Origin of the sequence: Glaciibacter kafniensis, from assembly GCF_039538945.1 — a bacterium.
GTDB classification, from domain to species: domain Bacteria; phylum Actinomycetota; class Actinomycetes; order Actinomycetales; family Microbacteriaceae; genus Cryobacterium; species Cryobacterium kafniensis.
On record NZ_BAABCN010000008.1, the window covers coordinates 91,723 to 105,606 of the forward strand.

Below are 13,884 nucleotides of genomic sequence, written 5' to 3' on the forward strand. Positions count from 1 at the left end.
CGCCGTGTTCGTTCGTCGTTCACTCACGGTCACTCTCCCGACACCGTGGCTACTTACCGTGACAGTTGCCCGCAGCAGTCGGCACCGTCGTCGAGGAGACACCCCCGTGCGTTCAACCCGAAATCATCCCGCGCCAGACCGCACGCTCATGCGTGCTGTGGCGACAGGACTCGTCGTCGGGCTGGCGACGACTGCACTGCTCGGGTTCGGCGGAGCGAAGTTCTCCACGGCCCAGGCCGCCGACACCGCGAACTCGTCGGTGACAGTGAAGGCCACAGATCAAGATCCGGATGCGAAGAATGCCCCGCTTCCCGATCTCGCGGTCACCGTCTCCCAAACCGAGAATCTGATGTCGCAGGGCGTGCTGGTGAGCTGGACCGGCGGCATCCACTCCACAGTGCCGAGCGGCGATTCAAACGGCGGAGCGAACTTTCTGCAGATCGCGCAGTGCTGGGGCGACGACCCGCTGAACCCCGGACAGCCCGACCGCACGACCTGCCAGTACGGTGCCTTCAGGTCGGCCGGCTCCGCGCGCGACAACTTCGTCAGCAGTGACGCGGTGGTGGCGCCGGAAGACGTGCAATTCACGTCGCCGGAGGCCGGCCCGTTCGACCCGACATACACCTCGATCCCGTTCCGTTCCGCGACAGGGAAGACGATCTCGTCGATCGGTGAGAATCACGAGAAGCTCGACGTCGACGTCAACACCAACGAGTTCTTCACCCAGTACACCTCCAATGAGGTGAAGTGGGCCGGATCGGGCTCGGCGGGAACGGGCGCCACCCGATTCGAAGTGCAGACCGCGCTGCAGTCGCCCGGCCTCGGCTGCGGAGCCCCCGAGGCGAAGCCTGACGGCACGACCGCGCCGCGTTCCTGCTGGCTCGTGGTCATCCCACGCGGCACGGCCGATCCAGGGGTGAGCAGCATCACCAAATCCGGGCTGTTCTGGAGCAGCTGGAAGCACCGCATCGCCGTCAAGCTCGACTTCAAGCCCATCGGCTTGACCTGCCCGATCGGCTCGGCCGAGCGTCAGGTGGCCGGCAGCGAACTCGTCGCCGGCGCCGTCGCATCCTGGCAACCGACGTTGTGCGGTTCAACAGGGGGTGCCGTCTACACGATCAGCAAGGGTGCAGAGTCGGATGCGCTGCAGACGTCGTTGACGCAGCAGTCGGCCCCTCTCGCCCTGACGACACGGGCGTCGTCGTCTGAATTGACCGATTCTCTCGCCTACGCGCCCGTCGCCCTCACCGGTCTCTCGATCGGCTTCGCGATCGACCGTCAGCCGGATCCGGGCGAGGGCACACCGGAATCGGTCACCGAGCAGACGGGAACATCGTTCTCCGAGATCAAACTGACGCCGCGACTGATTGCAAAGCTCCTCACCAACTCCTACCTCGATTCGCTGCCGACGTTCGCAGACAAGACCCACCTGGGTTTCACGAGCACGGCGGATGCGGGCCACAACGCGCGCAACCTTGTGCTCGACCCCGACTTTCGTGCGATCAATGATCCGGAGTGGGACTACGAGAGCCTGATCAGCCCGTCGCTGGCCGACCTTCTGGTTCCGCAGGGGCGGTCAGACGCCGCCTGGCAATTGTGGCGCTATGTGTTGTCCGACCCGGAGGCTGTCGACTTTCTCGCGGGAAAGGCCGACCCCTGGGAGATGGTGGTGAACCCGTGGACGACAACGGATGCCGAGGCCAATCTGAGCGAGTCCGCCTTCGTTGTGCCGCGCGAAGACTTTCCGAAGGCCGATCCTGCCGAGCAGGCCGGAGGCAACGACGGCAGCCTGCCGATCAACGTCGTGAGCTGGCGGCCGTACACCAACGACCTCGACCAAGCCGGCTACCTCACGCTGCGCGGCGACGGTCAGGTGCTCGGACTCTGGGACCCCACCTCGAGTCCGGCCAAGTACACCAAGTCGCCGCGCAACCTGCCGGGCCAACAACGAGTGTTGTCGCTCACCGACACGGCGTCCGCCGCCCGCTATCAGGTTGTCTCCGCGTCGCTTCAGAACGCGAGCGGCTCGTTTGTGGCGCCCACCACTGAATCGCTCACCGCGGCAGCCGCGGCGATGACGCCGGTCGTCGGACAGTCGCAGGTCTACGAGTACGACCCGGCCGGTGCTGCAGCGGTCGCAGCACCGACGGCGTATCCGCTCGCCATGCCTGTGTATGCAGCGGCCAACCCGCGCTCGACCGACGCGACGGCACGCGCCGACTACGCCACCTTCATCCGCTACGCCGTGACCGAAGGTCAAAAGCCGGGCACCGACCCCGGCACCCTGCCGGCCGGCTACGCGCCCATCCCGCCGGGATGGCGCGATCAAGCGCTGGCGGCCGCCAATGTCATCCAGTCCGGCGGAGCGGTGGTGACCCCGTCGAACCCCGCCGTCGCGCCCCCTGTCGCCTCTGGGAGCGCCGCGGTACCCGCGTCCCCATCCTCAAACGTCTCGGCTCCCGCGGCGGCGGCGCCGGCCGCCGGCCCTTCGGCCTCTGGCAGCACTGCGGCGGTGCTCGGCAACGAGACCCCCGCCGATCCCGACACCGGAGGGCTCGCCGCGGCGATCCCGGTCGGCGGGATGTCTGGGCTGGCTGCCGCTGCCGCGGTTCCGCTGCTCTCCCGCATCAGACGAAAGAGTCTCTGATGCTCACATTCTTGGCACCACCGGGGGCGGCGTCGATCATCGACACACATCCGGTCAAGTCGATGCGAACGCGTCCGCGGTCGCACGGATCAACTCCTCGAAAGGAACTGAAGTGAAGTCAAGAAAAGCGCTGGCGCTGTGCGCCGTCGTCGGTGTCACCATTGCCGGTCTTGCTCTCTCCGCCCCCGCCCAAGCCGACCCTGTGTCGAACAGCTACGCGCTGGTCGGCTCCGACACGCTCCAGGATGCGGGCAACGCGCTCGCGAACGGCACGAATGTAACGGGCACGCGAGTGCGCGCGGTTGCTGCCGATGGAACGAGCATCGGCTCGTTCGACGCGTTCGGCTCCGCCGCCATTCAGACCAAGTCGAGCGGCGTCTACTTCGCCCGCCCGGCCGGTTCCGGCGACGGGGTGAAGGCCCTCAGCCGCTCGATCGACGGTGCTCCCTACAGCGTCGCCGGAAACACCACGCCGGCGATCTCGATCACCGGACAGGTCGACATTGCTCGCTCCTCAAGCGGCCCCGCGAGTGCAGCCATTGACCCGAACGGCCTCCTGGCCTACGTGCCGTTCGGCCGTGACGCGCTGTCATACGCCTACAACGGCACCGGTCTCGACCAGCTCACCGGCGCCCAGCTGAAGAACATCTACGAGTGCACGCTCACCGTGGTCAACGGGGTCACTGTCACGCCCGTTCTTCCGCAGTCAGGATCCGGCACCGCCAAGTTCTTCCTCGGGGCAATCGGCAATCCGACACTCGGCTCCTGCGTCGTTCCCAACGTCGCCGAGAACGACGGAACCGTGCTCAACGCGGCCGGAAAGATCGTGCCGTTCTCGGTCGCCAGCTGGGTCGCGCAGAAGAACGGCGCTGCGCAGAACCGCACCGGAACCGCAACCCTCCTGGGCAGCACCCAGGGCGCAACGGCAGCGTTCACCGGCTCGGGCAGCAGCCTGGTTCCGAACTCGGCCTACTACGCGAACTCCACCTGGGGCCGCGACACCTACGTGGTTGTCGAATACGCACGGATCACCGCCGGTGCGCAGTTCGACGCCGGTCTCGCCGCACTGGTCGACCGCACGAAGGCAAAGAGCCTGACCAACTTCGCCGCCTCCATCACCACGTCCGGCGCGGTGAAGACGAAGTTCGGCTTTCTCGCTCCCTCCGACACCACCACCATCCGGGCGAAGCTGTCCTAGCGGCGGCCAGAGCTTGCAGACAAGAAAAGGAAACTGACATGTTCAAGAACAACCTTGCACGCTGTGCCGCAGCCGGTCTGGTGGCTGTTTCACTGGCAACCGTCGGCGCAACCGTCGCGAATGCAGCCCCGCTTCCGACGGAAGGTCCTGTCTACGTCTATGACGCGGGAACCGCTGACCTGATTCCAACTGCCGGTCACGTGTTCGACTGGAACGACGACATCGTCGGCTCGCTCAGTGCCACCGACATGGCGGCGCCGTTCCACTGCTCGCCAGACGCCACCGATTCCTACACCTTCATTGCGCCGCAGGGCCAGGAACTCACCCGTTCCGCCTGGCAGGCGTACACCACCTCGGGGTTCATGGCACCCGGCTCGAAAGATGTGCTGGCCTACACCATCTCCCCCTACCAGCAGATCAACGGTAATCAGGGTGTGGTGAAAGCCGGCGGTGGCAAGTGGAGCATCGGGCTCGCATGCATGAAAGACAACGGCGTGAACTACGCCGCGTCGGGAGCCTGGTGGGTTCCGGTCACGGTCGAGGCCATTACCGGAAAATTCACGGTGGATCCTGAAGGCCCGATCGTTGACGGCTCGCCTGCGACCATCGATCTCGAAGCCACAACCGTCGCATCGACGCCCGATGTCGACGGACCGCTCAGCCTCAACGTGCCGGCCGGCGCGAAGGCGACGCTCGGAACGGCGACGCTCGTCAACGGAATGTCCACCTCGACCGGCAAGCTCGGCCAGTTCACTGTCACCGACGAGCGTGCTCTCTCGAAGCAGGGCTGGACGCTGACCTCGTCGGTCGCCGACTTCGTGAGCGGTGCCAACACCATCGACAAGAAGCAGCTCGGAATCAAGCCGATCGTCGTCTCGGGAGCCGCTGCCGCGGCATCCGAGCAGGTCGCGGGCAGCGCAGCAGCCAGCGCGCCGTTCGCAGAGTTGGCCGCAGCGGCCGCTGTCGGCACGACCACGCTTGATGCTGACCTGACCTTCGTGGCCCCGAAGGACTCGGTCGTCGGCACGTACACCTCGAAGCTCACGCTGACGCTCGCTTCGAAGTAGCACTCGCAGCACACACGACGGGGGAGGGATCGCGTCCACGCGCGATTCTTCCCCTTCCGTCTGACCTGGCCTTTCGGCTGGCCGGGCCTTTCATCTGGCCGTCTGGATACCCGGCCCAGGACATCCGTCTCGAGCAGCAGCGCCTGACTCGACGTTCATATCTCGTTCAACCGATCGAAGGGTCGCGGTCACCTCACCGTGCGCGAATATAGTGTGCCCACAACCTCCGCGGTTTCTCGCCGCTTCTCGCGTCTCGCCGCAACCGCACTTCTCGCGATGCTCGCCTTCACCGTCGTCGCACCGGCAACGGCATTTGCCGACGACTCAGACGGAATATCGGGAACGCCCGCCGATGCGAACGGCCCGGACGGCCGGTCGAGGCTGAGCTACCAGGCGGCGCCCGGTCAGCATCTCGACGACTTCTACACCGTGCGCAACACGGGAACGACGAGCCAGAGCTTCACGGTCTTCGCCACCGACGCGTTCAACACCGACGACGGGGCCTACGGGCTGCTTGACACCGATGCGACAGCGACGGATGCCGGCAGCTGGGTGGCGTTTGAGGGCGGGGCCGCACAACTCAGCGTTCCGCTCGAGCCGGGGGCCTCGGCAACCGTCCCGTTCACCGTTGACGTTCCGGCCGACGCGCGTCCGGGCGATCATGCGGCCGGCATCGTCATCTCCTCGGTCTCACCTGTCGGTGAAATCCTCGTCGACAAACGGGTGGCCACCCGCCTCTACGTGCGCGTGCCGGGCGACCTGCAACCGAACCTCACCATCAGCGCTATCAGTGCCGATTATGCGAGCGAGCTGAACCCGTTCACCGGTGCCGTCGATGTCACGTTCACCGTTGCCAACAACGGCAATGTCGCGTTGGCCGCACGCACCCTCGTCGGGGCGAACGCCGTCTTCGGCATAGGTGTCGGGGAGAACGTGTCTGGCGAGATCGCTGAGCTGCTTCCCGGCGCCCACCGCACCCTCACCGTCACCGTGCCCGACATTGGCCAATGGGGCTATCTGAACGCGGTGGTCAAGCTCGCTCCGACGGTCGACGCCGACGCCTTGAACCCCGGACCGCTGCGCGAAGTGAGCAGGGACAGCGCGGTCATCGCGGTGCCCTGGATCCTGCTGGCGCTGCTGCTGATCGCCGGAGTCGTGATGCTGGGGCTCCGGCTGCGTGGCAAACGCGACGAGAAGAATGCGCGGCTCTGGTTGGAGTACACCGAGGCGGAAGCCCGCCGCCGCGCCGCAGAAGACGCTGCCGATGCGCGGATTGAGGAGATGACAAAATGACGACCATCCCACGTGTGACGCGCAGGCCCGTGCGCGCAGGCCAGGTTCTGCTCCTCGCAGCTCTTGCCCTCTGCGGACTCTGGTCGGCCGGTTCAGCCTCAGCGACACCGGGCGAGAACGGCGTCGACTCACCGCAGAGCGGCTACGGACTCTCCGTCACGGTGACCTCTCCGACGCCGACCCCTGCGCCGCCGCACACTTCGACCGACCCCGTCGTCGGCGGGGCCGGATCCGCATCGGGGTCCGCTTCCGCGCAGCGCACGACGACAACCGTGGATGCGGCGAAGACGACAACGCCGGTGGTGGCAACCCCGACTTCAAGCCAGGTCAGCCTGGGCGGCAAGCTCTTTCTCGATGGCGTCGAGAGCGCCTACCGGCCGAGCGTGAACCCATTCGATGGCACCGTCAGCATCGGCTTCACCGTGAAGAACGTGTCGAACGAGACGGTTGACGCATCTGCCCGTTTCTGGGCGACCGGCCCGTTCGGCAATGATCTCGGTTCCGTCGACGCGGTACCCGTCACGCAGCTCGCACCGGGAGAGAGCCGGATCGTGTCGGCAGAGCTCCCCGGAGTCGGACAATGGGTACTCATCAACGCCGGCTATACCTTCACCCCGCCGGCCACGATCGACGGCGTTGCCGTGGCCCCGATCAGCCGCACGGCGCCGCTCTTCATCTTTCCGTGGGCTCTCACCGTCGTCGCGCTTCTGGGCGTGAGCGCCGTTGTGGCCGTCAGATTCTTGCTCACCAGGGAACGCGTTGGTTTGGCGCCGGTCAGCGTATGACGACAATCGTCGACGCACCACCCGAGATGGACACGCCTGAGGTGGACACGCCTGAGGAGGACACGCCCGGGCTAGACAGCCCGCCGTCCCGGCGTGAGCGGAGCGGACGCCCTCCCCAGCCTCCCAAACCGCCGAAGCTGCCGCGGATTCCACGACCGCCCAAGCGGTTGCCTCGGTCGATGCTTCCGTCCGTCCCGCTCACGACGCGTCAGTTGCTTCAACGGAGCATCGCCGCAATGCTCGCCGCCGTGCTGCTCTGCTTCGCCGTCAACGTGCTCGTGCTCAGCCACCTGCAGCACCTCGTGGCACAGCAGCAGCTGACCGACACTTTCAAGCTCGAACTGGCGCAGGCCGTCGCCCCGGTCAGCGAGGGCACCGTCGACGACGTGCTCGTCGCCGACGGTGCTCCGGTCGCGCTGATCAACATCCCCTCAATCGGAGTGCACGAGGTCATCGTCGAGGGCACCTCGTCTGCAACGCTCCAGGCGGGGCCGGGGCATCGCCGAGACACCGTGCTGCCCGGCCAGACCGGTATCTCCGTGGTGATGGCGCGCGCGGCAGCCTATGGCGGGCCGTTCTCCCGCATCGACGAGTTGGCCCCTGGCGAGACATTCTCGGTGACAACGGGGCAGGGCGAACAGGTCTTCGAGGTCATCGGGCTGCGATACGCCGGCGAACCGGCACCAGCGTCTCCGACCGCGGGGCAAAGCCGTCTGATTCTCGAGACGGCTCGTGGCGCCGCCTACGTGCCGACCGGCGTGGCCCGCGTCGACGCTCAACTGATCGGAATCGCGCAGCCGTCTGGCCGCCGCCAAACCACATCCGTCTCGCTGCCACCGAGCAACACCTCGATGGCCACCGACACCTCGACCGTCTGGGCGTTGGCGTTCGCGCTACAGTTTCTGATCGTTGTCGAACTCGCCGCCGTCTGGTCGTTCGGACGGTTCGGCCCCCAACGCACCTGGATCCTCGGCATTCCCCTCGTTCTGCTCGCCGGGCTCCTGGCCGCCGACCAGATCACCCGCTTGCTGCCCAACCTGCTCTAACCGATTGTGCGAAATGAGTCAGCCATGACAGACACCACCACCCAGTCAGATGTCACCGATGTCTTGCCGCGCTTGCCCAGGGGCGGTCTGAAACGCCGGCTCACGCGGCCTGCTCTGCGTCAGGAGGCGGCGGCATCCTTCTCGTCGGCGGGTTTCGTTCTGCCGGAACCCGCGAATGTGCCCCTGGCGCAGTTGGAAGCGCGCAATATTTCAGCATGGTTCGGCGATCATGAGGTGCTCGACCGGGTCTCGTTGACGATGCCGGCCGGAGCCGTCACGGCGCTCATCGGGCCGTCGGGCTGTGGCAAGTCAACGTTCCTGCGCATTCTCAACCGCATGCACGAGCTCATCCCGTCGGCCAGTTTGGCCGGGGAGGTGTTGCTCGACGGTGACGACATCTACGACGTCAGTCGCAAGCTCACTGATGCGCGTCGGCACATCGGAATGGTTTTTCAGAAGCCCAACCCGTTTCCGGCAATGTCGATCTACGACAACGTGATCGCTGGGCTGACGCTCACCGGCACGAAGACCGATCGCGACCGACGGGACTTCCTCGTCGAATCGAGCCTGACCAAGGCGGGGCTGTGGAAAGAGGTCAAGGACCGACTGCGCGCGCCAGGCGGCGGGCTCTCCGGCGGTCAACAGCAGCGACTCTGCATCGCCCGCTCACTGGCGGTGCAGCCGAAGGTGCTGCTGATGGACGAGCCGTGCTCGGCCCTTGACCCCACCTCAACCCGGGTCATCGAAGAGACGATGCTCGAACTCGTGCAGGACGTGACGATCGTCATCGTCACGCACAACATGCAGCAGGCCCAGCGGGTGTCGACCCAGTGTGCGTTCTTTCTCGCCGGGCAGGGGCAACCGGGCGGCATCGTCGAACACGGCGACACCGACGCGATGTTCAGCAGCCCGATCGACGAGCGCACCTTCAACTACGTCAACGGCCGGTTCGGCTAGCTTGCGATACGCTCGACCCCCGACACTGCTGGTGCCCTAACGACGGATGCCGAGGCATCCGTCACGAGTTGTCGCGCGGATGCCTCGGCATCAGTTGAAAAGTTCTAGCGGAAGTTCACGAACTGCAGGGCGACATCGAGGTCTTTGCCCTTGAGCAGTGCCATCGTCTCCTGCAGGTCATCGCGGCTCTTCGAGCTGACCCGCAGCTCGTCGCCCTGGATCTGGCTCTTGACGCTCTTGGGCGCTTCGTCGCGGATAATCTTGTTGATCTTCTTCGCGTTCTCCTGGTCGATGCCGGCCTTCAGGGTCGACTCGATGCGGTATTCCTTGCCGGAGGGGTACGGGTCGCCCGCGTCGATGCTGCGCAGGGAGATGCCGCGCTTGATGAGCTTGGCTTCGTAGACCTCGAGGATCGCCTTGACGCGCTCCTCGCTGGAGGCCTTCATGAGCACCTTCTCGCCGCTCTGCTCGATTGACGCGCCTACATTCTTGAAGTCGTAGCGCTGCGCGACCTCTTTCTGTGCCTGGTGGAGTGCGTTGTCGGCCTCCATCTGGTCAACCTTGCTGACGATGTCGAACGTTGAATCTGCCATACCTGCCATGCTATCGAGTTCCGTCCTGCCCGGGGCTGAGGCAGGGGGCGAGCGCGACGTTGCGCGGGTCGGGCGCCGCGGCGCGCGTTGGCGCCGGTGCGCGCGTCGGCACCCGACCCGCGCCAGCCGCCGCCGGTCTACGCGGCGGCCTATTCGCCGGGGCGCGCCGTGCTGGAGCGCACGATCAGCTTGACCGGAAGCGGTGTATTCAGCTCCACCTGGTCGTGTTGCCCGGGGTGCAGCTGATCGAGCAGAATCTCGACGGCCTTCTCGCCCTGACCCTGCGGGAATTGGGCGATGGTGCTCAGCCCGAAGAACTCGGCGAGTTCGTGGTCGTCGATGCCGACGATCGACACGTCACGGGGCACGCTGAGCCCGAGATCGCGGGCGGCCAGGATGCTTCCGATTGCCATCTCGTCTGAGGCGGCGAAAATCGCCGTCGGTCGGCCGTGCGGTCGACCCAGAAGCTGCTTCGCGGCGTGGTATCCGCCCTGAATGGTGAAGTCGGCGTCTTCATCCAGCTCGGGGTCGAGCGGGATGCCCGCGGCCGTGAGCGCCGCCTCGTAGCCGAAGCGCCGGTTCGTCGGCAGGTGAAAGTCGAGGTCGTAGTGCTGGCTTCCGCCGATGTGGGCGATGCGGGTGTGTCCGAGCCCCAGGAGGTGCTCAGTGGCGAGTCGGGCCACGGCGATGTCATCGATCGCCAGGGTGCGCACGCCCTCGATCAGGCCGCCGACTCCGACAAGTGGTTTCCCCAGCGCATGCAGCCTGAAGATCTCATCCTCGGTGAGCTCCAGAGAAACCGCGATCACGGCATCCACTCGCTGACGCAACAAGAAATGTTCGAAGACGCTCTGCCGTTCGATGCCGTCGCCGGTGAGGTTATAGAGGGTGAGGTCGTAGCCATTGCGCAACAGTGCGCGTTGTGCGCCCTCGACCACGCTGGTGAAGAACCACCGGTTCAGAAACGGAACGACGACACCGATGTTCTTCATGCGTCCGGATGCGAGGCTCGACGCCGTCGAGGAGACCACGTAGCCGAGTTCGCGCGCCGCAGTCTCGACCTTGAGCTTTGTCGCCGGTGAGACGTGGCCGTTTCCGCTCAGTGCGCGTGAAACGGTGGCGGTAGAGACACCGGCGTACCGGGCAACCTCGGCGATGCCGATCATGGTTTTCCTAACCGGAATGGGAGGGGAGATTGTAGGAATCATATCGAGGTGTGGGTTCGGATCGTGCGCATTTCAGACCGCGGGGAATCGCCGTGAATTCCTGATTTCCGCAAATGCCCTGTGGCTTGTATCCTTGTCAACGCGTCTCCGGTCCTGTGGCTTCACGAGGTCGGGTGCGCATTGGCGAGTTACCCAAGCGGCCAAAGGGATCTGACTGTAAATCAGACTGCTCAGCATTCGGGGGTTCGAATCCCTCACTCGCCACATTCCAGCTATGACTGGGAAGTAAGCCCCGCAAGGGCCTCCACGGAGGCACCGAGCGGGGCTTCTTTTTTGCCTGTAAGCACACTTGTGAGCACACCACGGCTCAGGGACGGCAGACAAACCTGCGGTACAAGTTCGGATTCAAAGGCCGCAACGCCCGGTTGGTACGCGCTGCAGTGAGAGAGAGTCTGTCGCGGAGGTGACAGCGAACATGAGAGGCTACTCGACCCGCCATTCCGCACTGTCGCCAGGGGTGATGGCGCTCTCTGGCACTTTTGGATCAGCCCGAATTGCCGTCATCGTGCTGTCGGGATCTGCCACCCAATCTCGCACCCTGTCGCCAATCAAGGACATAGCGCCAAGCATCGACGCGGGATCGCGCAGCGGGACCGACTCTGCAAATTCCCCTACCCAGCGCGTGACCTTCCTCGCAGAGGGATGTCCAGCAGCAAACTGGAGCGGTCCTAGCGCCGCCGCTTCCTCGACGCGCCCTGGGTATCTTCCTAGCTCGGAGGCTCGTGAAAACCGCGCCGAGAGGATGTTTTTCCCGAGGTCGTTCAGTGCGTGTCCGAGAGGTGCCCGCGCAGCGCGTTCCGCGCGACTATTTGCCTGTTCCAATGCCGCAGCGCTTGCTTTCCATGCGTCCAAAGCCTGTGCTTGGGCTTTCTCGGCACGCGTCGCTGACTTGGCTGCGGCGGCCTCTGCCTTGGCCGAGTTCGCCATTGCGAAGCCCGCGAAGATTGCCGCCCCGCCTGTCCCAACCGCGGACACAAATGCAATCCATAACGTCGCAGCTTCCATGTCTCGCACTCTATCGGGAACAACCGGCGTGTCCGGGGCCAGTCGGAAGTTGAACTGCTGCGAGGATCGGGCAAGCCCAGGCGCCCGCCTGGCCTGAATGAAGGAGAACCAGTGGCCGTTTCGATAGATGTACTTTGTCCAGCTTGTGGTTCGCGCGCGATCGCCACAAGGAACGTCGATCGGCGACTCGCAGCCGGCGATGAGTACCTAATCCAATGCACAGGATGCGATATCACGCACGGCAATCTCACGCCGACAACGGACAACCGTCTGGGATAGTTCCACCTCGCGCCGTCCATACGAGTGCACGCACAGTCGAACGAGCGGGAGAGAACACTGGGAGCGCTGCCGGTCGACGGCAGGTGTAATCTAATCGCGAATCAGGCTCACCAGCGGGTTCCGCCGCAAGCAAGCGCAAATGGCGGTCAAGCGCCCAGCTGACCGATAGTGTCCCGGCATGTCACAAACAATTGAGCAGCAGGAAGCCGCCCGAAACAAGCTCCGGAAGTTTATTGAGAGATCGGCGCCGGGCTTGGGAGAGCCCCTTATTGCGTTGCGTGATCCCGATACAGGGCAGATGGCCATGCAGCTTCACTGGAGCAGCGACGACGGCGAAGAATGGTCCCTGAGCGGGCTCGACCAACCCTCTCTCGATCGACGCATACTCAACAGCGTCATCGTCGAATGCAGGGTGTTTTTCATGGTCGGAGAGGACTGCTACCTCCCGGGCATCGTCAGAGCGCTCCAGCGCCTCTCGCCAGAGCGCGCCAGAGGCCTAGATCCTCTCAAAAAGCATGTTGCTCAGATCGTTCGGGACGGAGCGTTGGTCAGCCCGGAAGGTGGCGCCATGATGTACTCCGGCCGTCTTGAGATGGACAACGGTCTCGGGCCAGGCAAACTCTTGGGCGCCGATCAAATCACAATGGATTACATCAACGGCGTTGCCTTTCACGAAGACGATTCCAGACGTGCCCGACTCGATAACGTGAGCGATATGGAGTCAGTGTTGCTGGCCGTAATCCTGCAACTCGATGTGCTCCTCAGAATTGTTGGCAACGTGCGACGGCAGGTGATGCACGACATCAAGGCCGGGCACATCAGCCTCGACGCATGAATCGTTGCCGCTCGCTCTAGGGACTGACGCACAGGCGTACCCGCCCGCGCGGGTTTGCCTGTGCAATGTTGCACGAAGCAGAATCCTTGACGTACCTGCGTGTACGCCTGCGCGCGTTTCGCTTCGACCGGTCAAGCTTACGGTCGAGCAGGTCGGCTTTAGCCAGGATGATCCTTTAGAACGACGATCCCATCAAGAAACGCTGATCAGTTTCACGAGCTCGGGCATCTGCGACCGCTGAGCCGCGATGCCGATGCTTGAAAAGGTGCACCGTGTGAACACAAAGTTGCTAACTCCGACAGCGCCGGTGATTGAAAGTCGCTGATCATCGATGTCCCAGAGCAGAGAGTCGATCGGTTCGGCGAAAGTGACGTCGTTCCATTGGCCGGTGCCTGGCAGCAACGCCATTACCGCGGGGCCGATGAAGTTCACGTCGGTTGCTTCCAGGCCATCGAGAACAGTCGTGTCCAGTGCGAGGTCAACGAGGCGTACCGTGGCGTTGCTTAGTTTCATTCCCATGGTCGTGAGCTTAGAGGGCCGGATACGCATGTGACGCGTACCCTCCCATCCGCGCAAGCCACACTGAGCGAGAATGTTCAGTTCATCCCGGACACTGTTCGACAGGGCGCCGGTACCGACGATCTCGGCACCCTCACCGACGATGAGCTGCGCGGCTTGCTCATGCTCGCCGGCGCCAAGCTTCCAAGTGCTCGTCGCCGTGATCCGGAACTCCGAGGGCCTCGCCCAGAACTGAGGGGGTGGCGAAACACCACACCCTTTCATCGAAGCGCCCCGCCATGGCTCACACGAGTCAGAGCGGGGCGCTTTTCCTGTTGAGTCAGTCTGTAGAGCGACGTCGGGAATGCAGCCGGCATCCGTCGACTCCCGAACGCAGAGGTAGGGCGTCACAGGCCCGCGTGTTCCGACGCCTGTTATTTCAAGGCTGACGCAGG

At 64.6% G+C, this 13,884-nt stretch carries 12 protein-coding genes and 1 tRNA gene; 9 read left to right on the forward strand and 4 right to left on the reverse strand.

The annotated features are described in order from the left end of the window. Positions 1-106: 106 nt before the first annotated feature. The 7 genes from ABD791_RS13755 to ABD791_RS13785 all read left to right on the forward strand — a co-directional run bounded on the left by ABD791_RS13755 (position 107) and on the right by ABD791_RS13785 (position 8,993). Entirely contained in the window at positions 107-2,647 is a 2,541-nt protein-coding gene (locus tag ABD791_RS13755; RefSeq protein ID WP_345067722.1) for a hypothetical protein, read from the forward strand. A gap of 112 nt (positions 2,648-2,759) precedes the next feature. Beyond that, the gene (locus ABD791_RS13760) at positions 2,760-3,845 is read left to right on the forward strand and encodes a hypothetical protein (protein ID WP_345067724.1); all 1,086 of its coding nucleotides are present in this window, start codon (positions 2,760-2,762) and stop codon (positions 3,843-3,845) included. 38 nt (positions 3,846-3,883) lie between these two features. Beyond that, a complete protein-coding gene (locus tag ABD791_RS13765) occupies positions 3,884-4,912 on the forward strand; it encodes a hypothetical protein (protein ID WP_345067726.1) in 1,029 nt (342 codons plus the stop codon). 213 nt (positions 4,913-5,125) lie between these two features. Continuing rightward, a complete protein-coding gene (locus ABD791_RS13770) occupies positions 5,126-6,205 on the forward strand; it encodes a COG1470 family protein (protein ID WP_345067727.1) in 1,080 nt (359 codons plus the stop codon). Further along, entirely contained in the window at positions 6,202-6,990 is a 789-nt protein-coding gene (locus tag ABD791_RS13775) for a hypothetical protein (protein ID WP_345067728.1), read from the forward strand. Before ABD791_RS13770 ends, ABD791_RS13775 begins: the two co-directional genes overlap by 4 nt. A gap of 179 nt (positions 6,991-7,169) precedes the next feature. Next, positions 7,170-8,036 carry a sortase gene (locus tag ABD791_RS13780; RefSeq protein ID WP_345067730.1) on the forward strand — a complete coding sequence of 289 codons (867 nt, stop codon included), beginning with the start codon at positions 7,170-7,172 and terminating at the stop codon, positions 8,034-8,036. 24 nt (positions 8,037-8,060) lie between these two features. Next, positions 8,061-8,993 (forward strand): phosphate ABC transporter ATP-binding protein, encoded by a 933-nt coding sequence (locus tag ABD791_RS13785; protein WP_345067732.1) that lies wholly within the window; start codon positions 8,061-8,063, stop codon positions 8,991-8,993. 104 nt (positions 8,994-9,097) lie between these two features. Here the strand turns inward: ABD791_RS13785 and ABD791_RS13790 are convergent, their stop codons facing one another. Next, the gene (locus ABD791_RS13790; RefSeq protein WP_345067734.1) at positions 9,098-9,586 is read right to left on the reverse strand and encodes a YajQ family cyclic di-GMP-binding protein; all 489 of its coding nucleotides are present in this window, start codon (positions 9,584-9,586) and stop codon (positions 9,098-9,100) included. Between the two features lie 149 nt (positions 9,587-9,735). Next, positions 9,736-10,752, reverse strand: coding sequence for a LacI family DNA-binding transcriptional regulator (locus ABD791_RS13795; protein WP_345067736.1), 1,017 nt, complete (start codon positions 10,750-10,752; stop codon positions 9,736-9,738). A gap of 182 nt (positions 10,753-10,934) precedes the next feature. On the opposite strand from ABD791_RS13795, the gene ABD791_RS13800 reads away from it, so the two are divergent. Beyond that, positions 10,935-11,016, forward strand: a tRNA-Tyr gene (locus ABD791_RS13800). Positions 11,017-11,235: 219 nt separating this feature from the next. Here the strand turns inward: ABD791_RS13800 and ABD791_RS13805 are convergent. Beyond that, positions 11,236-11,817: a hypothetical protein gene (locus ABD791_RS13805; protein WP_345067738.1), complete on the reverse strand. Its 582-nt coding sequence runs from the start codon at positions 11,815-11,817 to the stop codon at positions 11,236-11,238. A gap of 457 nt (positions 11,818-12,274) precedes the next feature. Between ABD791_RS13805 and ABD791_RS13810 the strand changes: the two genes are divergently transcribed. Beyond that, entirely contained in the window at positions 12,275-12,931 is a 657-nt protein-coding gene (locus tag ABD791_RS13810; protein ID WP_345067740.1) for a hypothetical protein, read from the forward strand. 192 nt (positions 12,932-13,123) lie between these two features. Here the strand turns inward: ABD791_RS13810 and ABD791_RS13815 are convergent, their stop codons facing one another. Then, a complete protein-coding gene (locus tag ABD791_RS13815; RefSeq protein ID WP_345067742.1) occupies positions 13,124-13,450 on the reverse strand; it encodes a hypothetical protein in 327 nt (108 codons plus the stop codon). Positions 13,451-13,884: the final 434 nt, after the last annotated feature.